We start from the raw sequence: 23,224 nt of genomic DNA on the forward strand, positions 1-23,224 counted from the left end.
GCCCGCGGCCCCGCCCGCGTCCCCGCCGAGGCCATGCCGAGCCAGGGGTGCGGAAGGATCAGCGGGGGACGTCGATCCTGGCCAGGGCTCCCGTCTCCAGGGCGCACCACAGCGCGCCGTCGTGCGCGGCGATGCCGTGGGGTTCGCAGTCGGCTCGGGGCAGGTCGTACGCCGTGATCCGGCCGTCCGTGGTGATGCGCCCGACCCCGCCGCGGCCCCATTCGGTGAACCACAGCGCCCCGTCCGGACCACTGGTGATGGCGTGCGGCCGGGCCTGGCGGTCGGGTAGCGGGTACTCGGTGACGGTGCCGTCGATCGCGATGCGGCCGATCTGACCCGCGCCGATCTCGGTGAACCACAGGGCGCCGTCCGGCCCTTGGGCGAGGCCCACCGGCGCGGCGCCCTCGGTCGGCAGGGGGTGGGCGGTCGTCCGGCCGTCCATGGTGATCCGGCCGATGGCGTTGCCCTGGTTGAGGGTGAACCACAGGGCGCCGTCGGGCCCCGCCGCCATGGCGGACGGGAAGGCTCCGGGCGCGGCGTATTCGGTGATGTCGCCGTCCATGGTGATCCGCCCGATGCGGTCGGCGGCCGACAGCGTGAACCATATGGCCCCGTCCGGGCCCGCGGCGATGCCGTAAGGCCCGCCGTCGGCGGTCGGCGGGACGAAGGAGGAGGTCGTGCCGTCCATCGCGATCCGGCCGATGCGGTGGGTGCCGTACTCGCTGAACCACAGGGCGCCATCGGGCCCTTGGGCGATCATCGTCGGCTTGGCTCCGACGGAGTGGACGGTGATCCGGCCGTCGGCGTCCCTGCGGCCGATCGCTCCTTGGTGGACCAATGTGAACCACAGGGCGCCGTCGGGGCCGTCGGTGAGCGCGTAGGGGCCCGCGTCCGGGTCGCTGACGGTGAAGACGCGGACCGGGTCGGCGAGCCACCGGCCGATCCGGTCCAGCAGCACCTCGCCCGGCTCGGACAGGTGGAAGGCGTGCGGCATGCCCGCGTACTCCTCCAGGCGCACGCTCACCCCGGCGGCGCCGGCCGCCTCGGCGAAGCGGCGGGCGTCGTCCAGGAGCACCTCGTCCGCGCCCACGGCGATCAGCAGCGGCGGCAGTCCGCGCGGATCCCCGTACAGCGGCGACTGCGGGGCCCGGTCGGCGGGCGCCCCGGCCAGGTACTGGGCGCTTATGGAGCCGAGCGCGGCCCGGCTCAGTACGTCCTTACCGTCGTTGGCGGCGATCGACGCACCCGTAAGGGCGAAGTCGGTGATGGGCGAGACCGCGATCGCGGCACCGGGCCGCGGACCGCCGGTCCGCTGGATCTCCAGCAGGGCGGAGAGCACCAGCGTGGCACCGGCCGACTCCCCGGCGAGAACGACCTCGGCGGCCGGGACGCCCTCGTCCAGCACCCCGCGCCAGGCGGCCAGCACGTCCTCGAGCGCCGCCGGATAGGGGTGTTCGGGCGCCAGCCGGTAGTCCACCCGCAGGGCCGGGCGTCCGGTCGCCGTCGACAGCCGGTAGGCCATCACCCGCTCGGCCTCGGGCATGGTGTGGGCGAACCCGCCGCCGTGCACGTAGATCACCGCGCCGCCGCGGGCGCCGGGCGCGCGGACCCAGTCGCCCCGCACCTCGGCGTCGTCCGGCAGCGGGGCGGCGATCAGCGCGTCGGGCCGGTCGCGGACCGCTCGGGCCGCCTCGGGCGCCATGGGTACGGCGATGACGTTCAGCAACGGTCCTCCGTCGAAGGTGTTCCGGTGAAGTGTTCGGTGAAGGTGATCCGGGCTCCCGGGTGATCCGGACTCCCGGGTGATCCTGGCTCATGAGGGTGGACGGGCTCGTCTTCCCCGTCTTCTCACCGAGGAAATGTACGACGGCCGTCAGCGCGCCGCCGACAGCGCGGCCGTGAGGACGGCGGGCGCCTCCGCCAGCGAGGGGCCGTACCAGGTGAGGTGACGGCCGCTGACGAGGGCCGCGGGGAGGCCGGGGAACGCCTCGGGCCCGTCGTCGGCCGTGAAGCGGTACGGCTCGTCGGGCAACACCACCAGATCGGCCTCCCCCGCCGTCAACTCCTGGATCGGGATCCGGGGATAGCGCTCGGGATGCGCGCTGTAGAGGTGCCGTACGCCCAGCCGGGCCAGGACGTCACCGGCGAAGGTGTCCCGGCCCAGCACCATCCACGGACGCCGCCACACCGGTACGACGGCGTGCCGCGCCGGGCCCCCGGCCGGTACGTCCGCCCAGGCGGCCTCGGCCGCGTCAAGCCAGCCGGGCCGGGCCAGTCCGCAGCCGCGCACCAGGACCCGCTCCAGCTCGCTGAACGCCTGCTCCAGGGTGCGCACTTCGGTCACCAGGACCTCGAGTCCGGCGGCGCGCAGCGCGGCGAGGTCGGAGGGGCGGTTCTCCTCCTCGTTGGCGATCACGAGATCGGGGGCGAGGGCGGCGATCCGGGCGGTGTCGGGATTCTTGGTGCCGCCGATCCGCTCCGCGGTGAGGCCGGGCGGATGGGTGCACCAGTCGGTCGCCCCGGCGAGCAGCTCCGGCGCGGTGGCGGCGACGGCCTCGGTGAGCGAGGGCACGAGGGACACCACGCGCCGTACGGGGGTGCGAGGGCTCATCGCTCCACCGTACGGCGGCTCCACCATTCGGCGCGACGGCCCGCCCGGCTCCGTGGGTTCCACAACGCCGGGTACGGGCCGTGCGGAGGTCATGAGTGGGCGGCGGGCTGTTCCGGAAAGGAAGACACCGCGGCCCGGAGCACGCGATGCGCTCCGGGCCGCGGTGTGCGTGGTGCGGACGGTGGGTCAGGAAGCCACCGGCGCCATCTTGTCGACGATGCCGGGGTGGGCGTCCATCCACTTCTGGACGCCCTTCTCCTCGTTGCCCTTACCGGCGTCCTGGATGGCCTGCTCCAGGGTCGCCAGCTCCTTCTCGGTCATGTGCCACTTCTTCAGCCACCCGTTGAACTCGGGGAACTTCTTCGGGAAGGACTTGTTGGCGAGCGTGTGGAGCTGGTTGTTGGCCCCGAATGCCTTCTTCGGGTCGGCGAGCTTGGTCAGCTTGTACTTGCTGTAGGCCCAGTGCGGGGTCCACAGGACCACGACCACCGGCTCCTTCTTGGCGTACGACCGCTCAAGCTGGGCCAGCATCGCCGGCGAGGAGCCGTCACTGACGGTGTACTCCTTGTCCAGACCGTACTCCTTGAGCACCTTGCCCTTCAGGATCTTCATCTCGCCGGTCCCGGGTTCGATACCGACGATCTTGCCCTTGAAGGTGGACGCCTTCCCCTTGAGGTCCGCGAGCGACTTCACGTCCTTGACGTAGGACGGCACCGCGAGCTCCAGGGAGGTCTTGTCGTACCACGACCCGACGTCGACCAGGTTCTTCTTGTATTTGTCCCAATACTGTTTCTGGGCGACCGGTAGCCAGCCGTCGAACTCGACGTCGACCTGTCCGGTGCTCATCCCGGTGAACATGGAGCCGACGTCGTACTGCTTGATCTCCGGCTTGTAGCCGCGCCGCTCCAGGACGTTCTTCCACAGGTAGGTGGTGGCGACGTCCTCGTCCCACGGGAAGTAGCCGATCTTCGGCGCGGCGCCCGCGTCCTTGCCCTTCTGGTCGGCGCCGCCGGGCACCGGGGCGAGCTTGTTGGCCATGCCCGGGTTCTGCTTCAGCCAGGCGCGCACGCCCTGCTGCTCCTTGCCCTTACCGGCGTCCTGGATGGCCGACTCCAGGCTGGTGAGCTGCTTCTCGTCCAGCTTGAAGTTCTTCATCCACTTGGCGATCTGCGGCCTCTCCTGGGAGAAGCCCTTGCGCGCGATCGTGTCGATGTGGTCGCCCTTGCCGAAGGCGCCCTTGGGGTCCTTCAACTTGGTGAGCTTGTACTTGTCGTACGCCCAGTGCGGGGACCACAGGGTGACCGCGATCGGCTCCTTCTTGGCGTAGGAGCGGTCCAGCTGGGAGAGCATGGCCGCGGTGGAGCCCTTCACCAGGGTGAAGTTCTTGTTCAGGCCGTAGCCCGGCATGACCTTGTCCTGCATCAGCTTCATCTCACCGGCGCCGGGCTCGATGCCGATGATCTTCTTCTTGAAGGTGCTGGACTTCTTCTCCAGGTCGTCCAGGGTCTTGACGCCCTTGACGTACGAGGGGACCGCGACCTCCAGCGAGGTGGAGCCGTACCAGGAGCCGAGGTTCTCCAGCTTGCTCTTGTACTTCGACCAGTACGCGGCGTGGGTGGCCGGCAGCCAGCCGTCGGTCTGCATGTCGATGTTGCCCGAGGCCATACCGGTCCACAGGGCGCCGACGTCGTACGACTGCACCTTGGGCTTGAAGCCGCGCTGTTCCAGGAGTTCCTTCCACAGGAAGGTGGTGGCGACGCCCTCGTCCCAGTTGATGTAGCCGATGTTGACCGACTGGCCCTTGCCGACGTTGGCGGAGACCTGGGGGCCCTCGTCGTTGCCGCCGAACATGCTCATGCCGCCGGCGACCAGCGCCAGGACGACGACGCCGACCATGGCGACGGAGGTCGCGGGCCGCCAGTGCAGCACCTTCAGGCCGCTGAGCGCCTTGGCCTTCTCCTTGGCCAGCGCACGGCGGGCCAGCGGGGAGACGCGCTGGTTGAGCGCGCTGGTCATCCGGTCCAGGTACATGGCCAGGATGACCACCGCGATACCGCCCTCGAAGCCCATGGCCACGTCGACGGAGCTGATCGCCTGGAAGACGGTGGAGCCCAGGCCCTCGGCGCCGACCATACCGGCGATGACGACCATGGACAGCGCCAGCATGATCACCTGGTTGACGCCCGCCATGATGGTGGGCAGGGCCAGCGGGAGCTGGACGCGCAGCAGGGTACGGCGCGGATGGGTGCCGAAGGCGTCGGCCGCCTCCACCAGCTCCGCATCCACCTGCCGGATGCCCAGTTCCGTCATGCGGACGCCCGGGGGCATCGAGAAGATGACGGTGGCGACGACACCGGGGACCACCCCGAGGCCGAAGAAGAAGATGCCGGGGATCAGGTAGACGAAGGCGGGCATCGTCTGCATGAAGTCCAGCACCGGACGGATCACGGCGCTCACCGCGCGGTTGCGCGAGGCCCAGATGCCGAGCGGCACCGCGAACACGATGGTGATCACACCGGCGACCAGCACCAGTGCGAGGGTGTTCATCGCCTCGCCCCACAACTCGATCGAGTCGATGAGGGCGAATCCCAGGAAGGCGAGCACGGCGGGCAGCAGCCCGCGCAGCCACCAGGCGAGCAGCGCCAGGATGCCCGCGAGCAGCAGCGGCTCGGGGCCGCTGAGCACCGTGTTCACCCCGTCGTACATGCCCTGGACGACGCTGGAGATGAAGTCGAAGAGCCAGCTCAGATTGTCTCGGAGCCAGTTGACGCCGGAGTCGATCCAGTCGCCGAGCTGAAGCCTAGGCACCGGTGATCACCTTCTTGGTGGTCTCGGGCGCGTCCGGAGTCTCACCGGCCGGCGGTTCGGCCCCGTCGGGCCCGGGGTCCGGCTCGCCGAGGACGGCGAGCAGCCGGGCGCGGGTGACGACGCCGGTGAGCGCACCGTCGTCGTCGGTGACGGCGACCGCGACCCCGCTGCGCGAACACGGCTGGAACAGCTCGATGATCGGGGTGCTCTCGGTGACGGTGGCGGGGGCGGCCGCGAGCACGTCCTGCTCGGTACGGAGCGTGGTGCCGTCGTCGGTCGTGGTGCCCAGCGCCTCGCTCGGCTCGGCCATGATCGCGCCGGCGGTGAGCACGCGGCTGCGGTCGACGTCCTGGGTGAAGGAGGCGACGTAGTCGTTGGCGGGGGTCACCAGGATGTCCTCGGCGGTGCCGATCTGGACGATCTGGCCGTCGCGCATCACGGCGATGCGGTCGCCGAGCCGCATGGCCTCGTTCAGGTCGTGGGTGATGAAGACGATGGTCTTCTTGAGCCGCTTCTGGAGCTGGAGCAGCTGGTCCTGCATATCGCGGCGGATCAGCGGGTCCAGCGCGCTGAAGGACTCGTCCATCAGCAGCATGTCGGCGTCGGTGGCCAGGGCCCGGGCGAGGCCGACGCGCTGCTGCATACCGCCGGAGAGCTCATCGGGCCAGGACTTCTCCCAGCCGGCCAGGCCCACCAGCTCCAGCGCCTCGGTGGCGCGCCGGACGCGCTCCTCGCGCGGCACGCCCTGCACCTCGAGGCCGTAGGCGGCGTTCTCCAGCACGCTGCGGTGCGGGAAGAGGGCGAAGTGCTGGAAGACCATACTGATCTTGCGGGACCGGACCTCGCGCAGACCCTTGGGGGTGAGCGCGGTCAGGTCGTCGTCGTCGAAGAGCACGCGCCCGGCGGTCGGCTCCAGCAGCCCGTTCAGCATCCGCAGCAGGGTGGACTTGCCGGATCCGGACAGACCCATGACGACGAAGATCTGGCCCGCCTCGACGGCGAAGGAGGCATCGATGACCGCTGCTGTCGTGCCGCTCGCCCGGAGCTCCTCGCGGTCCGCGCCGCCTTCCAGCTGCGCCACCGCCTCATCGGGTCGTCTGCCGAACACCTTGTACAGGTGTTCGGCTCGCAATTTGGCCACATGTACCTCTCAGATCGCACCAAAAAGCGACCCGCCACCCCCGCCGGCGGGTCGTGGAGCGGTGCGGCATCGGACCGCTGACCGCCGCAATAGTTGAATCACTGAACGGGTCCGCTCCGGGGGCGCGCCTGCCCCGATCGATTTGGCGTAAACCAAACGGTGATCCACTTCACATTATCCTCGGGATCCGTGTCAGTGGGGTAGTGCATAGTCGGGTTCGTGACGCGACGCCTGATGCTCCTCGACACCGCCTCCCTCTACTTCCGAGCCTATTTCGGGGTCCCGGACTCGGTCCGGGCCCCCGATGGCACGCCGGTGAACGCCGTGCGCGGGCTCCTGGACTTCATCGCCCGGCTCGTCCAGGACCACCGCCCGGACGACCTGGTGGCCTGCATGGACTTCGACTGGCGCCCGGCCTGGCGGGTCGCCCTGATCCCCACGTACAAGGCCCACCGGGTGGCCGAGGAGGCCCCGGAGGGGGCCGGAGTGGACCGGGAGGAGGTGCCGGACACCCTCTCCCCGCAGGTCCCGGTGATCGACGAGGTGCTGGACGCGATCGGCATCGCCCGGGTCGGCGCCGCGGACTACGAGGCCGACGATGTGATCGGCACGCTCACGGGCCGGGCGGCCGGTCCGGTCGACATCGTCACCGGCGACCGCGATCTGTTCCAGCTGGTGGACGACGAGCGCGGGGTGCGGGTGCTCTACCCCGTCAAGGGCGTGGGCACCCTCCAGCTCGTCGACGAGTCGTACGTGCGCGAGAAGTACGGAGTGACCGGCCGGGGGTACGCGGATCTGGCGCTGCTGCGCGGCGACCCCAGCGACGGGCTGCCGGGGGTGCCCGGCGTCGGCGAGAAGACCGCCGCCAAGCTGCTGGCCGCCCATGGCGACCTGGCCGGGATCATGGCCGCCGTCGACGACCCCGCCGCCAAGCTGACCCCCGCCCAGCGCAAGCGGCTGGCCGAGGCGCGGGCGTATGTCGAGGTCGCCCCGAAGGTGGTCCGGGTCGCCTCGGACGTGGCGCTCCCCGCCTTCGACCCGGCGCTGCCGCGGTCACCGCGCGACCCCGGAGCCGTGGCGGCGCTGGCGGAGCGCTGGGGCTTGGGTGGATCTTTGCGCAGATTGCTGTCCACTCTTGAGGAGTGAGCTGTTAGGTTAGGTAAACCTAACTCTTGTTGATCAGGGAGGTCGCCATGGCGGACCGTCCGGCCCGTAAGACGCGCACACCGCATCGCGCACAGGTGGTGCGCACCGACCGGCTGACCCCGCACATGGTGCGGGTCGTCCTGGGCGGCGACGGCCTCGCGGACTTCCACGCGGGCGAGTGGACCGATCACTACATCAAGCTGCTCTTCCCGACCGGGGGTGCCGTCTACCCGGAACCGTTCGACCTGGAGCGGATCCGTGCCGAGTTCCCGCGCGAGCAGTGGCCGGTCACGCGGACGTACACGGTGCGGGCGTGGGATCCGGCCGCCCGCGAGCTGACGGTGGACTTCGTGACCCATGGCGACGAAGGGCTGGCCGGGCCGTGGGCCGCCCGGGTCCGGCCCGGCGAGGAGATCCACTTCATGGGGCCGGGCGGCGCCTACGCTCCCAGCGGCGAGGCCGACTGGCATCTGCTCGCGGGGGACGAGAGCGCCCTGCCCGCGATCGCCACGGCGCTGGAGCGGCTCGCCGACGGCCGGGCGGGCGGCGCGGCCGAGGTGCCGGTGCACGCGTTCATCGAGGTGGCGGACGAGACGGAGGAGCTCAAGCTCACCGTCCCCGAGGGGGTCCAGCTGAGCTGGCTGCACCGGGGCGCCGCGCCGGTCGGCGAGGCGCTGGTGGCGGCCGTGCGGGGGCTGGAGTTCCCGCCCGGGCAGGTGCACGCCTTCGTCCACGGCGAGGCGGGCTTCGTGAAGGAGATCCGCCGCCATCTGCGCCTCGAGCGCCAGATCCCGCGCGAGTGGCTGTCCATCTCCGGGTACTGGCGGCGCGGCCATGACGAGGACGGCTGGCAGGCGTCGAAGCGGGAGTGGAACCAGCAGGTCGAGGCGGAGCAGGAGGGCGCGGGACCCGAGGAGGCCGCCGCGTAGGGGGGCGCCGCGAAGGAAGCCGTCGCGCACGGGGCGCCACGTAGTCGCGTCGCCTGGGGGCGCCGCGCGTGAAGCCGCCGCGTAGGGGGCGCCCGTAGTGAACCCGCGACCAGGCGGCGCCGCGCGGGAGGCCGTCGCATAGGGGGCGCGACGCACGAGACCGTCGCGCAAGAGTGCGGCACAGAAGCCAGTCGCGGAGGAAGCCGTCGCGCTGGGGCGCGGCGCAGGAGGCCGTCGCGCAGACGGCCGTCGCGTAGGGGACGCGGCGCGTACGACCATCAGGCCCCGGCCGGGAGCATCCGGCCGGGGCCGTTGCGCGCGCCGCCCTCGGCGGGCGCGGCAGAGCAACCGGCATCGATCCGGCGGCCGCGGGGGGGCGCACTCCCGCTCGCGAGAGCCTGCCATGAAGGCTTGACATATCGTCATATGAGCTCCGTTCGAGCCTTTTTCGCACCTTCCGCACCTATCCCACTTTTGGTTCACTCACATCGAGCGAGAGTTTCGGCACCACGGTGACCTCGGCGCCGACCCGTTCCGTGCATGACTCGCCCTATTACGGTCAGCACCCGGGCACGAGTCCCCCTCAAGTCGCCATCACCGGTCATGCGGTCCCCGCTGAAGGCCGTGGCGTCCCAGGCCCCCGAGGGTTCGTCTCCCCTTCCACCCCTCCGCGCGACGGAAGCCGGTACGGGCAACGGCGGCCACGGGCCCATCCCTCCTCTCTCGGCACATCCGCCCAGAGCAAGACGATCGAACAGGAGAAAGCTCATGCCCATCACCTCCGTCACCCCCAACCAGGGCAAGGTCGGCGACACCATCAGCATCAACGGCACCTCGCTGGGCACGACCGTCTCGGTCAACTTCGGCAGTTCCGTCGTCACCCCGGCGTCGGTCTCCAACACCCTGGTCACCTTCGTGGTTCCCACCACCGCGCCGTGCTCGGGGCAGGTCTCGGTCAGCGTCAACCTGTCGAACGGAACCCGGAGCAACTCGGTGCCGTTCTTCGTCATCGTCGCGCCGACGACCACGGGGCTGGGTCAGACGTGTCTGCCCGCCGGTGGCGGCCCGCTCACGGTCTTCGGCACCGGCTTCGCGGCAGGGGGCACCGTCCATGTGGGCGCGCTCACCCCGGTCGCGTTCGCCGCCGGCGGCAGCAACACCCAGGTCACCGTCACCGCTCCGGCCCACACCCCGGCCGGCTGCTTCGACACCCAGCAGGTCACGGTCACCACCGTAGGCGGCACGGGCACCGCGGGCACCACCCAGGTCGACTACTACAACGCGCCGAGTCTGGCCACCGCCACCCTGACCCCCGCCACGGGCCCGGCGGGGACCGAGACCACCATCTCCGGCGCCACCTGCCTCATCGGCATCACCGACGTGACGTTCACCGACTCGGCGGCCACCGCCTTCACCGGCCTGCCCTTCACCCCCGTCGACGCCACCTCCATCGTCACCGCGGTGCCCGCCGCGGCGGCCGCGGGCGCCGGGGCCTTCACGATCACCACCTGTGGTGGCACATCCGGCCCGGCCACCTTCACCGTCACCTGATCCATCGGCCGTGCGCGGGCACGCCCCGCACGGTCATCCCCCGGGTCAGCACCCCGCATGGCACACGGTGATTTCCGATCCCCGTGCCCTGGCCGACGTCCCGCCGGTCAGGGCACGGCCGTCCGCACGGCTCAAGAAGGAGAAGGGCATCATGGCCCCCGTAGTGACCAGCGTCAGCCCCACCCAAGGCAATCCGGCCGGGGGCACCCCTGTCACGATCAATGGTTCCGGCTTCACCGGCGCCACCGTGGTCAGGTTCGGCCCGAATCTCGCCACCAATGTGGTCGTCGTGAGCAACACACAGATCACGGCGAGGACTCCGCCGGGGAGCGGCACGGCCAAGGTCACGGTCACGGGTCCGACGGGAACCAGCACTCAGAACGTGTTCTTCACCTATACGACGGTCGCGGCTCCGGTGCTCACCGCGCTCAGCCCCACCTCAGGCCCCACCACCGGCGGAAACACCGTCACCCTCACCGGCACCAACCTCACCGGCGCCACCCAAGTCCTCTTCGGCGCCACCCCCGCCACCATCCTCACCAACACCGCCACCCAAATCACCGCCACCGCACCCGCAGGCACCGGCACCGTCAACGTCACCGCCACCACCCCAGGCGGCACCAGCAACCCACTCCCCTACACCTACACCACCGTCTCCGCCCCCACCCTCACCAACCTCAACCCCACCTCAGGCCCCACCACCGGCGGAAACACCGTCACCCTCACCGGCACCAACCTCACCGGCGCCACCCAAGTCCTCTTCGGCGCCACCCCCGCCACCATCCTCACCAACACCGCCACCCACATCACCGTCAGCGCACCGGCGGGGCCACCCTCGGTGGTGAATGTGACCGTCACCACGCCGGGGGGCATCAGCAATCCGCTGTCGTACATCTATGTCGCCGCCCCGGTCGTCACCGGTGTGACCCCGCAGTTCGGCCCGGACACCGGCGGCAACTCCGTCACCATCACCGGCAGCGGCCTGGCGCTGGCCGGCGCCGTCCACTTCGGCCCCAACCTCGCCACCGGCTTCACCGTGATCTCGGACAATCAGCTGACGGCGACCGCCCCTCCCGGAACCGGCACGGTCGTGGTCACCGTGACCACACCGGGCGGCACCAGCACCTTGGGCCCGGGGAACCCGTACTACACCTATCTCGGCGCTCCGGTGATCAATTCGCTCATCCCAAACGAGGGTTCGTCACTGGGCGGCGACTCCGTCACGATCAACGGCTCCAACCTCACCTACACCGACTCCGTGACCTTCGGGGGCGTCCCGGCCTCCTTCAGCGTCCTCTCGGACACGCTGGCCGTGGCGACGGCTCCGGCCCATGCGGCCGGAACCGTCAACGTTCAGCTCCACACCCCCGCGGGCAACAGCAACACCCTCCCCTTCATCTACGATCCGGCCTGAGGCCACCGCGGTGGGCGGCGGGCTCGGCCTCAGCCGACCGAGGAGTACGCCACGACCCCGCGCAGCAGCCCGTCGACCGCACGGCGGGCGCTGCGCGCCACGGTGCCCTCGGGGGCCGCAGCGGCGATCTGGCCGAGCACATCGATCAGTTGCTTGGTCCAGCGCACGAAGTCACCGGCGGGCATGTCGATTTCGCGCAGCACCTCGTCGAGCCCGTGGCCGGAGGCCCAGCGGTAGGCGGCCCAGGCGAAGCCCAGGTCCGGCTCGCGCTGGCCGACGCCCTCCGCCTGGTTGATCTTGTGCTCCTCCTCCAGGGCGTCCAGCCGGCCCCATATCCGGACCATCTCGCCGAGCGCGTCCTTGGCCCGGCCCGTGGGCAGCTTGGGCGGCAGCGCGTCATCGGCCGTCCGCGCCTCGTAGACCAGCGCGGAGGCGCAGGCCGCGAGCTCGGCGGGGGGCAGCCCCTCCCAGACGCCCTCGCGCAGGCACTCGCTGGCCAGCAGGTCCAGCTCGCCGTACAGCCGCGCCAGCCGTCTGCCCTCGTCCGTGACCTCGTCGCCGCGCAGATAGCCGAGCTCGCTCAGCAGGGAGCAGATCCGGTCGAAGGTGCGGGCGATGGTGTTCGTACGGCCCTCGATGCGCCGCTCCAGCTGCCGGGTGTCGCGCAGCAGCCGGTGGTAGCGCTCGCCCCAGCGGGCGTGGTCCTCGCGGTCGCTGCAGCCGTGGCAGGGGTGGGCGCGGATGGCCGCGCGCAGCCGGCTGATCTCGGTGTCATCGGCGGCGGGCGAGCGCTCCTTGCGGTGGCGCCGCACATCGTGGTGGCCGGCCTTGGTGCGCAGCGCGGAGGCCAGATCGCGGCGCGACTGGGGGCTGCGCGGATTGAACGACTTGGGGATCCGCATCCGGTCCAGCGGCTCGACCGGGACCGGGAAGTCGATCGACGCCAGCCGCTTGACCTGCCGCTCGGCGGTGAGCACCAGGGGCCGCGGCCCGTCGTGGTACTCCATGCCGCGGTGGCCGCCCACCCGCCCGGCGGGCAGCCCGGGGTCCAGCACCAGGGCGAGCCCGGCGAACTTGCCGGTGGGCACGTGGATGACATCGCCGGGGCGGAGCTTCTCCAGAGCGACCGCGGCGGCCGCGCGCCGCTGGGCCGCGCCCTGCCGGGCCAGCTCGGTCTCGCGGTCCTTGAGCTCGCGGCGCAGCCGCGCGTACTCGTCGAAGTCGCCGAGGTGGCAGGTCATGGAGGCGCGGTAGCCCTCGAGGCCCTCCTCGTTGCGCTGCACCTGGCGGGAGATCCCGACGACCGCCTTGTCGGCCTGGAACTGTGCGAAGGAGGTCTCCAGCAGCTCGCGCGAGCGGTGCCGCCCGAACTGGGAGACCAGGTTGACCGCCATGTTGTACGACGGTTTGAAGGAGGAGCGCAGCGGATACGTGCGGGTGCCGGCCAGCCCGGCGAGCGCCGCTGGGTCCATGGTGCGCTGCCACAGCACCACCGCATGGCCCTCGACGTCGATACCGCGCCGCCCGGCGCGGCCGGTCAACTGGGTGTACTCACCGGGGGTGATGTCGACGTGCTGCTCGCCGTTCCACTTGACGAGCTTCTCCAACACCACCGAGCGGGCGGGCATGTTGATGCCCAGGGCGAGGGTCTCGGTGGCGAAGACCGCCTTGACCAGGCCGCGGACGAAGAGCTCCTCGACCACTTCCTTGAAGGTGGGGAGCATTCCGGCGTGGTGGGCCGCGATGCCCCGCTCCAGGCCCTCCAGCCATTCGAAGTACCCCAGTACATGGAGGTCTTCGTCGGGGATCCCGGCGGTGCGCTCCTCGACGATGGACCGCACCTGGGAGCGCGCCGACTCGTCGTTGAGCCGCAGCCCCGCGTGGAGGCACTGCTGGACGGCGGCCTCGCAGCCGGCCCGGCTGAAGATGAAGGTGATGGCCGGAAGCAGCCCCTCGGCATCGAGCCGGTCGATCACCTCGGGGCGGCCGGGGGTCCAGATCCGGCTGCGCTGGCGGCGCTCGCGCTCCCGGTCGGCCTCGCGCATGTTGCGGCCGCGGCGCTTGTCGCGGCCGAAGGAGGGGCGGCTGTTCTCCATCCGGGCCAGCCGGACCAGATCAGGGTTGACCTCGCGGCGTCCGCCCTGGTCGCCGTCCTGGCCGCTCTTCTCCTCGAACAGGTCGTACATCCGGCGCCCGGCCAGCACGTGCTGCCACAGCGGCACCGGACGGTGCTCGGAGACGATGACCTCGGTGTCGCCCCGGACGGTGTCCAGCCAGTCGCCGAACTCCTCGGCGTTGGAGACGGTCGCGGAGAGTGACACCAGCGTCACCGACTCGGGGAGGTGGATGATGACCTCCTCCCACACCGCGCCCCGGAACCGGTCGGAGAGGTAGTGGACCTCGTCCATCACCACATAGCCGAGGCCGAGCAGCGACTGGGAACCGGCATAGAGCATGTTCCGCAGCACCTCGGTGGTCATCACCACCACCGGGGCCTCGGAATTGACGCTGTTGTCCCCGGTGAGCAGGCCGACCTGGTCGGCGCCGTAGCGCTTCACCAGGTCGGTGTACTTCTGGTTCGACAGCGCCTTGATGGGCGTGGTGTAGAAGCACTTGCGGCCCTGGGTCAGCGCCAGGTGGACGGCGAACTCGCCCACGATGGTCTTGCCCGAGCCGGTGGGAGCGGCGACCAGCACACCCTTGCCGCTCTCCAGGGCCTTGCACGCCTCGATCTGGAACGGGTCCAGCTCGAAGTCGTACATCTCGCGGAAGGGGGCCAGCGCGGTGGCCTGCTCGGCGGCCCGGACGCGGGACGCCGCGTAGCGCTCGGCGGGAGATAGCTCGTCGGTCATCGTATCTACGAGCCTACCGGCCACCTCCGACAGCGCACGCGATCTTTATCGGGGCTTTGTTCGGCCCGCCGGACCGGTCCGCCCGCCGAGCCGTCCACCGGGCCGTCCGATGGGCGGCCGCGGGTGGGCGGGTATGACCGGGTGCGGCCGGATATGACCGGATGCGGCGGCGTGCCGCCGGGTGCGGCTACGTGACGTCGTCGTAGCCGTTGCGCCGGGCGGGGCCGGAGTCGTCCCCGTCGGTGAGCTCCGGCGTGGCGCTGGGCGCGGCCACGGCCTCGGGGGTCAGGTCCAGCTGGGACGCCTCGTCGTCGCTCAGGCCGAAGTCCGGGTCGGCGGCCCGGCGGCGGGCCTTGCGCCGGTCGTTGACCAGGGCGACGCCGACGGCGCCGAAGTAGAGCACGACGACCGGCCCGGCCAGGGCGAACATGCCGATCGGGTCGGTGCTTGGCGTGGCGATGGCGCCGAAGACCGTGATGCCCATGATCATGGCGCGCCACCAGCCGAGCATCCGGCGTCCGCTGAGGATGCCGGTGAAGTTCAGCAGGATCAGCAGCAGCGGAAGCTCGAAGGCGAGCCCGAAGACGACGACCATGCGGGCCAGCAGATCGAGGAAGTCGTCCAGTGGGAGGAGGTTGTTGGCCCCCTCCGGGGTGAAGCCGATGAGGACCTTGGCGCTGGTCGGCAGGATCAGGTACGCGAAGTACGCGCCGCCGACGAAGAGCGGTACGCCCAGCCCGACGAAGAACAGGCCGTACTTCTTCTCGTTGCGGTGCAGCCCGGGCGCGAGGAAGGCCCACAGCTGGTAAAGCCAGATCGGGGTGGCCACCACCAACCCGGTCGTGAAGGAGACCTTCAGCATGATCGTGAACGGCGACAGCAGACCGTTCACGGTGAAGTAGGCGCAGTCGTGGCCCTTGCCCCCCTCGCCCCCCTTGCCCGTGAGGTCGGAGAACGAGACCCCGCCACAGCCGACGGCGTCGAGCACCGGCCGCATCAGGAACTTCGCGATGTCCATGTAGTAGAACATCGCGATGATCGTGACCACACAGATCGCCAGGACCGATTTGAGCAGCCGGTTGCGCAGCTCACGCAGGTGCTCGGAGAGGGGCATCCGCCCCTCGGGGTCCTTCTCCTTTTTGCGGGCAGACTTGAGCAACCCACGTCCTCATCTCGTGCGTCCGGTGGCGGCCCTGCGTGCCGCCTTCAAGTGGCCCTGGGTCAGCGCTTGGTGGTGTCGCTCGGCTCCGACACCGGGCGCGAGCTGGTCACGTCTCCGGGCGCGGCCTGGATGGTGCGGTGAGTGGCGTCGTCCTGACCGGGGTTCGGCGGGTCGGCCGGGGCACTCTGCTGCTGGCCATCCGCCTTCATGGCCTTCGCCTCGCTCTTGAGGATCCGGGCCGACTTGCCCAGCGAGCGCGCCATGTCCGGAAGCTTCTTGGCACCGAACAGCAGCAGCACGACGACAAGGATGAGGAGAATCTCGGGAACGCCGATCTTTCCGAACAGCATAAGCGTCTACCTTCTCACCGAGGCGGCTGGGGGTGGGGCTGCCCGACCGGTCGGACAGGTGTCCGGCAGCCGTGCTGTCAGCGATCGTAGCGCGCGGGGGTAAACCGTAAGCAATCCCCGTGCGGACTCCGGGTTGCGGCCCTCCGCCTCGTTTCCGGGGCCACGAAATGTCAGCGTACCCCGGTTGGCCGTGGGGCAGCAGGGCGCCCATCAGCGGCGACCCGCGTCACCGCCGACGCAGCGCGTCGACCTGTGACCCCAGCGGAGCCGAGGCCCGCTCCAGGTCCTCCGCGGCCCGGGTGATCCGCCGCGAGCTGTCCGACACCTGCCGGGCCAGCCTGCGGACCTCCGCGTAGACCCGCGCCGAGAGCACGGCGAGGACGGCGATTCCGCAGAAGGCGAGGGCGAGGGCGAGCATCGGCCAGAGCATGCGGCAGAGCCTAGACGGTGGAGTGCAGTCGCAGCGTACGCACCCCGCCACCGGTGAGCAGCTCCACGATCCGCTCCCCCGCCGGTTTGCGCACCGCGCTCCCGCAGTCGGGGCAGGTGAAGGAGTAGAAGGTGGTGCGGTCGCTGGCCCCGATGGCCAGCCGCAGGGCGCCCGCGGTCAGCTCGAACCGGCCGCGGCACTCCGGACAGGCTGCCTTGAAGACCACCGACGTGGCACTCCCCCGTGCGGTCACTGTGTGCGTCCCTTCACTCACCGTACGCCGCGAGCGCCTGCCGCGCCGCGTCCCGAGCGCTGTCCGCCAGCTCCTGCGGCGAGACGATCCTGCCGTCCCGGCCCAGCCGCAGCGCCAGGCGCCGCAGCGAGCCGGGGTCGGGCGCGCGCAGCGTGATCCGCAAGCCCCCGTCGGGCAGCTCGTCGGCGCTGTCGTGCGGGTAGTACTCGGCGACCCAGCGCCCGCCGGGGCCGACCTCGATGACCACCTCGGGGTCCTCGGCGCCGGTCTGCACCAGCGCGGAGGACAGCTCCGACAGGTCGCGCAGCTCGATCGGGGGCGGATCGGACGCGTCGTCCAGCAGCTTGATCTCCACGACCCGGTCCAGCCGGAAGGTCCGCCGCGCCTCGGAGAGGCGGCACCAGGCCTCCATGTAGGTGCGGCCGACGGCGAAGAGCCGGATCGGGTCGACCTCGCGCTCGGTGATCTCGTCACGGGCGGGTGAGTAGTAGCGCAGCCACAGCCTGCGGCGCTCGGAGATGGCGCGGTCGACGTCGGCGAAGACCCCGCCCTCCGACTCGAAGATCACCGAGAGCCGGGAGCTGGCGCCCGCCGCCTCGCCCGCCGCGGCCTCCAGCTTGGCGGTGGCCCGCAGCAGCGCGTCCCGGTCGCCCTCGCGCAGCCCTGGGAGGGTGGCGACGGCGCGGGCGGCGACCAGCAGCGCGGTGGCCTCGTCGGCGGCCAGCCGCAGCGGCTCGGCCACGTCATCGGGGTTGTGCCACCAGATCCGCTCGCCGTCGGTGTCGATGTCCATCAGATCGCCGCCGCGGAAGCTGGTGCCGCACAGCGGCAGCACATCCAGGTCGGCGATCAGCTCGTCCTCGCTGATGCCGAAGGCCCGGGCGACGTCGGCGACGCGGGCGCCGGGGCGCTCGCGCAGATACGTCACCAGGGAGAGCATCCGCCGGGTCTGGTCAATGGCATTTCCGGCCATGGTGAAGTCGATCCGTCCCCTCAGCCCTTGGCGACCGCGCGCAGCCGGTCCACGACATCCGCCCGCAGCTCCTCGGGCGCCAGTACGACCACGTCCGGGCCGAACTCCACGAGCCAGGCGTCCAGGCCGTGCCCGTAGGGAATCTCCAGCTCGTCCCAGCCGTCACCGGCCTCCCGGGTGGACAGCGCCTTCGCCCGCAGCGGATAGCCGTGGCCGGAGCGCAGCCGGATCCGGGCGGTGCCGTTGGCGGTCTCGCCCGCCCAGCTCTCCACGGTCTCCCGGACGGTGACGTGGTCGGGCACCTCGGCGGTGAACGCGCCGGACCGCAGCCGGACCCGGCCGGTGATCCGGGAGAGCCGGAAGACCCGCTCGGCCGCGCGCTCGCGGTCCCATCCGGCGAGGTACCAGTGACCGCGCCAGCACTCCAGGGTCCAGGGCTCGACCTGCCGCTGCTCGGGGCGCGCGGCGTTCGCCTTGCGGTAGTCGAAGACGACGGGGCGGCGGTCGCGGCAGGCGAGCATCAGCGGCTCGAAGGCGGCCTCATGGACCGGGATGCGCGGTTCCAGCGCGCTGTGCCCGGGCGTGTCGTACGGGTCCTCGGCGACCGGCATCCCGGCGGCGCGCAGCTTCTGCAGCGCGCCGCTGGCGGCGCCCGCGAGCCGGGCCTGCTGCCAGACCTTGGCGGCGAGGCCGAGGGCGGCGGCCTCCTCGGCGTCGAGGGTGATCGGCGGGAGGCGGTTGCTGTCCCGGCGGGCGAGATAGCCGATCTCGCCGTCGAGGCCCTCCACCGTTTCGATGATCAGGCCGAGTTCGCGCAGGTCGTCCTTGTCGCGTTCGAACATGCGGTTGAACGCGTCGTCGTTGGCCGTGTCGGTCTGGAGGTACGCCTCTATGGAGCCCCGCAACTCCCGTTTGGTCAGCGGACGCCGCGTTCCCAGCAGGCACAGGGCCAGGTTCATCAGCCGCTCGGCCTTGGCAATCGCCATCGACGCCCTTTCTTCGTGACCTTACGCACGTGACCGTACCGCTACGGGGACGCGCGGCAAAAGCCGAGGGCCCCTGCTCATCGGCAGGAGCCCTCGGCGCGACGGAGGGCCGTCTCAGACGGAGACCAGGTCGCAGACGAAGATCAGCGTCTCGCCCGGCTTGATCCGGCCACCACCGGCGCCCCGGTCGCCGTAGCCGAGATGCGGCGGGATGATGAGCTGGCGGCGGCCGCCGACCTTCATCCCCTGGAGTCCCTGGTCCCAACCGGTGATGACCTGGCCCACGCCGAGCTGGATCCGCAGCGGGGTGCCGCGGTTGTAGCTCGCGTCGAACTCCTCGCCCGTGCTGAAGGAAACGCCCACATAGTGCACGGCGATGTTGTCGCCGGCCTTGGCCGCGGGCCCGTCGCCCTCCCAGATGTCCTTGATCTCCAGCTCGGCCGGCGGCTCGCCGCCCGGGAAGTCGACCTCGGGCTTCTCGATGCTCACGAAATTGCTCCTTGTGACGTTGTGGGCAACCCGCACAGGTTACAGAACCGCCAGGATGTCCACGGAGAACACCAGCGTGGAGTTGGCGGGGATGCCCTTCTGGGCCGCCTTGCCGTAGCCCAGGTCCGGGGGCACGACGATCAGCACCCGGCTGCCCACCTTCTTCCCGGTCAGCCCCTGCGACCAGCCCTTGACGACCTGCTGGAGCGAGAACTGGGCGAGCTCGCCGCGCTTGTAGGTGGAGTCGAACTCCTTGCCGCCGTCCCACAGCACGCCCTTGTACTGGACGAGCAGCGCGTCGGTCTTCTTGACCTCCTTGCCGTCACCCTCGATGACGTAACTGGAGACCAGCTTCTTCGGCGCGGACTTCTTGGGGATGGTGATGCTGGGCGCCTTGCCGTCGGTGTTGGCGGACACCTTGGGCAGGTCGGCGTCGGTCTGCTCCACCTTGCGGCCCTTGGCCGAGCTCTTGGCGTCGTAGGCGCCGACCAGGTCGATGACGAAGACCAGCGTGTCGGTGCCCTTGATACCGGCCTGCGGCTGGCCCTGCTTGCCGTAGGCGTACGCGGGCGGGACGGCCAGCTCCAGCCGGCTGCCGAGGTCGCGGCCGAGCAGTCCCTGGTCCCAGCCCGGGAGGACCTGGCCCTTGCCGATGGGGAAGGCGGCGGTCTTCTTCTTGTCGAAGGTGTTGTCGATGACCTTCCCGGTGTCCCAGATCTGCGCCAGGTAGTTGATCTGGAGCCAGTCGCCCTTGACCGTCTTCCTGCCGTCGCCCTGGCTGATCGTCTTGACCGCGAGATCCGTCGAGGGCTTTCCCGTGCCCTTGGCGACCTTCGGCTTCTCACCGAACTTCTTACCGGCGGTAATGGGCGGCACCGGTCCGGAGACGATCTTGCCGCTGGGGGCCGGTGAGGGACTCTGGTTCGTCGGCTCCTGGGAGGGCTTGGTCTTCTCGGACCCTGACTTTTCGTCACCGCAGCCCGCGAGTGTCAGCAGGCCCGCGGGCACGGCAAGGAGTACGGAGCGTCGACGCACGGAGTCCTCGTTAGGTAGATCTTGCGATGGCCAATGCGCGCCACTCTACGACGTGACTCGGGCCCCGTCCGCGGAACGCACGGGGCCCGAGGGGAAGGTAAGCCGTACGCCGGTCACATACCGGCGATCAGCTTCTCCACCCGGTCGTCGACCGAGCGGAACGGGTCCTTGCACAGCACGGTGCGCTGCGCCTGGTCATTGAGTTTCAGATGCACCCAGTCGACGGTGAAATCGCGGCGCTGTTCCTGGGCCCGGCGGATGAAGTCGCCGCGCAGCCGGGCGCGGGTGGTCTGCGGTGGCACCGACTTGCCCTCGAAGATTTTCAAGTCGTTGCAGACCCGGGCCGCCTGGCCGCGCTTCTCCAGCAGGTAGTAGAGCCCGCGGCGGCGGTGGATGTCGTGGTAGGCGAGGTCTATCTGGGCGATGCGGGGATGCGACATGGTGATGTTGTTCTTCGCCCGGTACTGCTCGATGAGCTGGTACTTCATCACCCAGTCGATCTCGGTGCCGATCCGGTCGAGCTCCTCGGTGCGGATCGCGTCCAGGGTGCGGCCCCACAGCTCGAGGACGCGCTCGACCATGCCGGTGCGGATGCCCCGGCGCTCGCAGAAGTCGACGGCCTTCTCGTAGTACTCCTGCTGCACCTCCAGGGCGGACGCCTCGCGCCCGCTGGCGAGCCGCACCTTGCGCTGCCCGGTGATGTCGTGGCTGACCTCGCGGATCGCCCGGATGGGGTTCTCCAGGGTCAGGTCGCGCATCACCGTGCCCGCCTCGATCATGCGGAGCACCAGGTCGGTGGCGCCGACCTTGAGCAGCATGGTGGTCTCGGACATGTTGGAGTCGCCCACGATGACGTGCAGCCGGCGGTAGCGCTCGGCGTCGGCGTGGGGTTCGTCGCGGGTGTTGATGATCGGCCGGGAGCGGGTCGTGGCGGAGCTGACGCCCTCCCAGATGTGCTCGGCGCGCTGGCTGACGCAGTAGACCGCGCCGCGGGGGGTCTGGAGGACCTTGCCCGCGCCGCACAACAGCTGCCGCGTCACCAGGAACGGGATGAGAATGTCGGCGAGCCGGGAGAACTCCCCGTGCCGTGCCACCAGATAGTTCTCGTGGCAGCCGTAGGAGTTGCCCGCGGAGTCGGTGTTGTTCTTGAAGAGATAGACGTCGCCCGCGATTCCCTCCTCGTGCAGGCGGCGCTCCGCGTCCACGAGCAGACCCTCGAGAATGCGCTCGCCCGCTTTGTCGTGGGTGACCAGCTCGGTCACGTTGTCACACTCGGGTGTCGCGTATTCCGGGTGTGAGCCCACGTCGAGATAGAGGCGGGCGCCGTTGCGCAGGAAGACATTGCTGCTGCGGCCCCAGGAGACGACACGGCGGAAGAGGTACCGCGCCACTTCGTCAGGAGACAACCGGCGCTGTCCCCTGAATGTGCACGTGACGCCGTACTCGTTCTCCAGCCCGAAAATGCGGCGGTCCATGCCTGAACATTACGCCTGATGGCGTGCTCTGAAACCGGGTTCGGCGGCATGGTTGCGATCATTTTCCGCACGAGGTTCATCCGGTGTTCGGTGCGTGGTCGGCTGGACGACGGGGCGTGGCCCGGCCAGGAGGTACCGCTGGGCCGCCAGCAGCACCGCCAGCGCGGCCGCGCCACCGGCCGCGGGCACCGCGAATCCGGGGGCCACCCCGCCGAGCTGGACGGCGGGCCCTGCCACGGCGGTGCCGACCGCGTTGCCCACCACGAAGGTGGTCACCAGCCAGGAGAACGCCTCGGTGACCGTGCCGGACGGCGCGTGGCGGTCCACGACGACGAAGGCGCAGGCCAGCGCCGGGGCGAGGAACACGCCCGCCACCCCGGCGAGGACGGTCATCGGGACGACGCCCGGCACCAGCGTCAGCGGCAGATAGCCCAGCGCCAGCGCGGCCACGAGCAGCCGCAGCCGCCGTTCGGGCGCGCCGGGCCAGGTGCGGCCGCCGTAGACCACGCCGCCGACCAGCGCGCCCACGCCGAGGGCGGAGAGCAGCGCGCTGGAGACCACGCCGCCGCCGTGCTCGTCGGCGTACGCCACGGCGGCCACCGCGATGGCGCCGAGGGCGAGCCCGATGAAGAAGAACGAGCCGAGCAGCACCAGCAGCCCGGGCGAGCGCAGCGCGCCCAGCCAGTGGGCCTCGCGCGGCGCGGAGCGCCACTGCCGCGAGGGCCGCGAGACCACGACGGAGAGCGCGCCCGCGACCCCGACGGCGTTGATGACCAGCAGCGCGGCCGCCTCGGACCACACGGCCACGGACAGCGTGACCAGCAGCGGGCCGACGGCGAACATCACCTCCTGGGCCACGGCGTCCAGCGCGTACGCCGCGTGCACCTGGTCCTCACGCCGCAGCACCGTGGGCCACAGCGCCCGCAGCCCGCCCTCCAGCGGCGGGGTGAACAGCCCGGCGATCAGCATCGCCGCGTACGCCACGGGCAGCGGATCGAGCCCGGCGACGGCGAACAGGACCATCCCGAGCGCGGAGGCCACCGCGGCGGGGAGCATCACCCGGGGCTGGCCGAGCCGGTCCACGGCCCGGCCCAGCAGCGGCTGGCCCACCGCGTTGGCCGCTCCGTAGACGGCCGACAGCGCCCCGGCGAGGGCGTAGCTGCCGCCCTCGGCGCGGGCGAAGAGCAGCACGGCGAGGGCGGCGGTGGCGTTCGGAAGCCGTCCCAGCAGCGTGCCGGTGAGCAGCCGTGCCGCGTGCGGGGTGCGCAGCAGTTCCCCGTAGCCAGCCGCCATTGCCTGCCCCTTCCTGCGGGTTCGGGTGAGTTGTCGCGAGCACGTCGCGGGTCGCGTGGGACGTTGTACGTATAACTGCCAGCGTCATACGTACCATGGCCGCCACCGCGGGTCCACTCGCGGGCCGGAAATGAAGCCTGCGGCCAGCCGTACGGCGACCGAGGGGAGCGGAGGCGATGGTGGCGAGCGCGGACCGCGCCCACGCGGCGGGCGGGGCCGCCGGGAAAGGTTCCCGGGGAACCGGCCGGACGGGTGAGTCCGCGCGGCGCGGGGGCCCGGACGGCGGGGCGGCTCCGGGCGGCCGGGCGGGCGGGGGCGGCGGCGGG

19 protein-coding genes and 1 pseudogene are annotated in these 23,224 nt (G+C 70.9%); 4 read left to right on the forward strand and 16 right to left on the reverse strand.

What is annotated here, in order from left to right; genetic code table 11:
* Positions 1-58 precede the first annotated feature (58 nt).
* The 5 genes and pseudogenes from IEJ02_RS48900 to IEJ02_RS27200 form a co-directional block, all read right to left on the reverse strand.
* Positions 59-955, reverse strand: a complete 897-nt coding sequence (locus IEJ02_RS48900) for a Vgb family protein (protein WP_498067112.1) — start codon at positions 953-955, stop codon at positions 59-61.
* 33 nt (positions 956-988) lie between these two features.
* Positions 989-1,702, reverse strand: a pseudogene (locus tag IEJ02_RS48905) (alpha/beta hydrolase); the annotation flags it as partial.
* 171 nt (positions 1,703-1,873) lie between these two features.
* Positions 1,874-2,611, reverse strand: coding sequence for a helical backbone metal receptor (locus IEJ02_RS27190; RefSeq protein WP_191067265.1), 738 nt, complete (start codon positions 2,609-2,611; stop codon positions 1,874-1,876).
* 186 nt (positions 2,612-2,797) lie between these two features.
* On the reverse strand, positions 2,798-5,419 hold the full coding sequence (locus IEJ02_RS27195; RefSeq protein ID WP_191067266.1) for an ABC transporter permease/substrate binding protein: 2,622 nt from the start codon (positions 5,417-5,419) through the stop codon (positions 2,798-2,800).
* The gene (locus IEJ02_RS27200; protein WP_191067267.1) at positions 5,412-6,560 is read right to left on the reverse strand and encodes a quaternary amine ABC transporter ATP-binding protein; all 1,149 of its coding nucleotides are present in this window, start codon (positions 6,558-6,560) and stop codon (positions 5,412-5,414) included. Before IEJ02_RS27200 ends, IEJ02_RS27195 begins: the two co-directional genes overlap by 8 nt.
* A 234-nt stretch (positions 6,561-6,794) precedes the next feature.
* Here IEJ02_RS27200 and IEJ02_RS27205 point away from each other — a divergent pair, with 234 nt between their 5' ends.
* From IEJ02_RS27205 to IEJ02_RS27220, 4 genes are all read left to right on the forward strand, one after another.
* The gene (locus tag IEJ02_RS27205; RefSeq protein ID WP_191067281.1) at positions 6,795-7,706 is read left to right on the forward strand and encodes a 5'-3' exonuclease; all 912 of its coding nucleotides are present in this window, start codon (positions 6,795-6,797) and stop codon (positions 7,704-7,706) included.
* Positions 7,707-7,753: 47 nt separating this feature from the next.
* Positions 7,754-8,635, forward strand: coding sequence for a siderophore-interacting protein (locus tag IEJ02_RS27210; RefSeq protein WP_191067268.1), 882 nt, complete (start codon positions 7,754-7,756; stop codon positions 8,633-8,635).
* Between the two features lie 768 nt (positions 8,636-9,403).
* Complete coding sequence (locus IEJ02_RS27215; RefSeq protein WP_191067269.1) at positions 9,404-10,186, forward strand: IPT/TIG domain-containing protein; 783 nt, start codon at positions 9,404-9,406, stop codon at positions 10,184-10,186.
* Between the two features lie 151 nt (positions 10,187-10,337).
* Complete coding sequence (locus IEJ02_RS27220) at positions 10,338-11,600, forward strand: IPT/TIG domain-containing protein (RefSeq protein ID WP_191067270.1); 1,263 nt, start codon at positions 10,338-10,340, stop codon at positions 11,598-11,600.
* Between the two features lie 29 nt (positions 11,601-11,629).
* Here the strand turns inward: IEJ02_RS27220 and IEJ02_RS27225 are convergent, their stop codons facing one another.
* The 11 genes from IEJ02_RS27225 to IEJ02_RS27275 form a co-directional block, all read right to left on the reverse strand.
* Positions 11,630-14,452 (reverse strand): DEAD/DEAH box helicase, encoded by a 2,823-nt coding sequence (locus IEJ02_RS27225; protein WP_191067271.1) that lies wholly within the window; start codon positions 14,450-14,452, stop codon positions 11,630-11,632.
* 187 nt (positions 14,453-14,639) lie between these two features.
* Entirely contained in the window at positions 14,640-15,611 is a 972-nt protein-coding gene (tatC, locus tag IEJ02_RS27230; RefSeq protein WP_137977248.1) for a twin-arginine translocase subunit TatC, read from the reverse strand.
* Positions 15,612-15,673: 62 nt separating this feature from the next.
* Complete coding sequence (tatA, locus tag IEJ02_RS27235) at positions 15,674-15,961, reverse strand: Sec-independent protein translocase subunit TatA (protein WP_137980641.1); 288 nt, start codon at positions 15,959-15,961, stop codon at positions 15,674-15,676.
* Between the two features lie 229 nt (positions 15,962-16,190).
* Positions 16,191-16,394, reverse strand: coding sequence for a hypothetical protein (locus IEJ02_RS27240; protein WP_137977249.1), 204 nt, complete (start codon positions 16,392-16,394; stop codon positions 16,191-16,193).
* 10 nt (positions 16,395-16,404) lie between these two features.
* Entirely contained in the window at positions 16,405-16,668 is a 264-nt protein-coding gene (locus IEJ02_RS27245; RefSeq protein WP_275560597.1) for a hypothetical protein, read from the reverse strand.
* The gene (locus IEJ02_RS27250; protein WP_191067272.1) at positions 16,661-17,620 is read right to left on the reverse strand and encodes a helix-turn-helix transcriptional regulator; all 960 of its coding nucleotides are present in this window, start codon (positions 17,618-17,620) and stop codon (positions 16,661-16,663) included. The genes IEJ02_RS27245 and IEJ02_RS27250 overlap by 8 nt, the downstream gene beginning before the upstream one ends.
* A 20-nt stretch (positions 17,621-17,640) precedes the next feature.
* Entirely contained in the window at positions 17,641-18,606 is a 966-nt protein-coding gene (locus tag IEJ02_RS27255) for a helix-turn-helix transcriptional regulator (RefSeq protein WP_191067273.1), read from the reverse strand.
* Positions 18,607-18,720: 114 nt separating this feature from the next.
* Positions 18,721-19,095 carry an FKBP-type peptidyl-prolyl cis-trans isomerase gene (locus tag IEJ02_RS27260; protein ID WP_046088112.1) on the reverse strand — a complete coding sequence of 125 codons (375 nt, stop codon included), beginning with the start codon at positions 19,093-19,095 and terminating at the stop codon, positions 18,721-18,723.
* A gap of 39 nt (positions 19,096-19,134) precedes the next feature.
* Positions 19,135-20,130, reverse strand: coding sequence for an FKBP-type peptidyl-prolyl cis-trans isomerase (locus tag IEJ02_RS27265; protein ID WP_191067274.1), 996 nt, complete (start codon positions 20,128-20,130; stop codon positions 19,135-19,137).
* A 113-nt stretch (positions 20,131-20,243) separates the two neighbouring features.
* Positions 20,244-21,605 (reverse strand): Pup--protein ligase, encoded by a 1,362-nt coding sequence (gene pafA / locus IEJ02_RS27270; RefSeq protein WP_044577878.1) that lies wholly within the window; start codon positions 21,603-21,605, stop codon positions 20,244-20,246.
* 9 nt (positions 21,606-21,614) lie between these two features.
* Positions 21,615-22,898 (reverse strand): MFS transporter, encoded by a 1,284-nt coding sequence (locus tag IEJ02_RS27275; RefSeq protein ID WP_191067275.1) that lies wholly within the window; start codon positions 22,896-22,898, stop codon positions 21,615-21,617.
* Positions 22,899-23,224: the final 326 nt, after the last annotated feature.

It is taken from the genome of Streptomyces sp. 5-10, from assembly GCF_014712245.1.
Taxonomy (GTDB): Bacteria; Actinomycetota; Actinomycetes; order Streptomycetales; family Streptomycetaceae; genus Streptomyces; species Streptomyces violaceusniger.

Coding starts and splice junctions, on each gene's coding strand:
- IEJ02_RS27275 (WP_191067275.1), bottom strand. CDS start 22,898: ATGGCGGCTGGCTACGGGGAACTGCTGCGCACCCCGCACGCGGCACGG.
- pafA (WP_044577878.1), bottom strand. CDS start 21,605: ATGGACCGCCGCATTTTCGGGCTGGAGAACGAGTACGGCGTCACGTGC.
- IEJ02_RS27205 (WP_191067281.1), top strand. CDS start 6,795: ATGCTCCTCGACACCGCCTCCCTCTACTTCCGAGCCTATTTCGGGGTC.
- IEJ02_RS27190 (WP_191067265.1), bottom strand. CDS start 2,611: ATGAGCCCTCGCACCCCCGTACGGCGCGTGGTGTCCCTCGTGCCCTCG.
- IEJ02_RS27210 (WP_191067268.1), top strand. CDS start 7,754: ATGGCGGACCGTCCGGCCCGTAAGACGCGCACACCGCATCGCGCACAG.
- IEJ02_RS27225 (WP_191067271.1), bottom strand. CDS start 14,452: ATGACCGACGAGCTATCTCCCGCCGAGCGCTACGCGGCGTCCCGCGTC.
- IEJ02_RS27240 (WP_137977249.1), bottom strand. CDS start 16,394: ATGCTCTGGCCGATGCTCGCCCTCGCCCTCGCCTTCTGCGGAATCGCC.
- IEJ02_RS27220 (WP_191067270.1), top strand. CDS start 10,338: ATGGCCCCCGTAGTGACCAGCGTCAGCCCCACCCAAGGCAATCCGGCC.
- IEJ02_RS27250 (WP_191067272.1), bottom strand. CDS start 17,620: ATGGCCGGAAATGCCATTGACCAGACCCGGCGGATGCTCTCCCTGGTG.
- IEJ02_RS27255 (WP_191067273.1), bottom strand. CDS start 18,606: ATGGCGATTGCCAAGGCCGAGCGGCTGATGAACCTGGCCCTGTGCCTG.
- IEJ02_RS27215 (WP_191067269.1), top strand. CDS start 9,404: ATGCCCATCACCTCCGTCACCCCCAACCAGGGCAAGGTCGGCGACACC.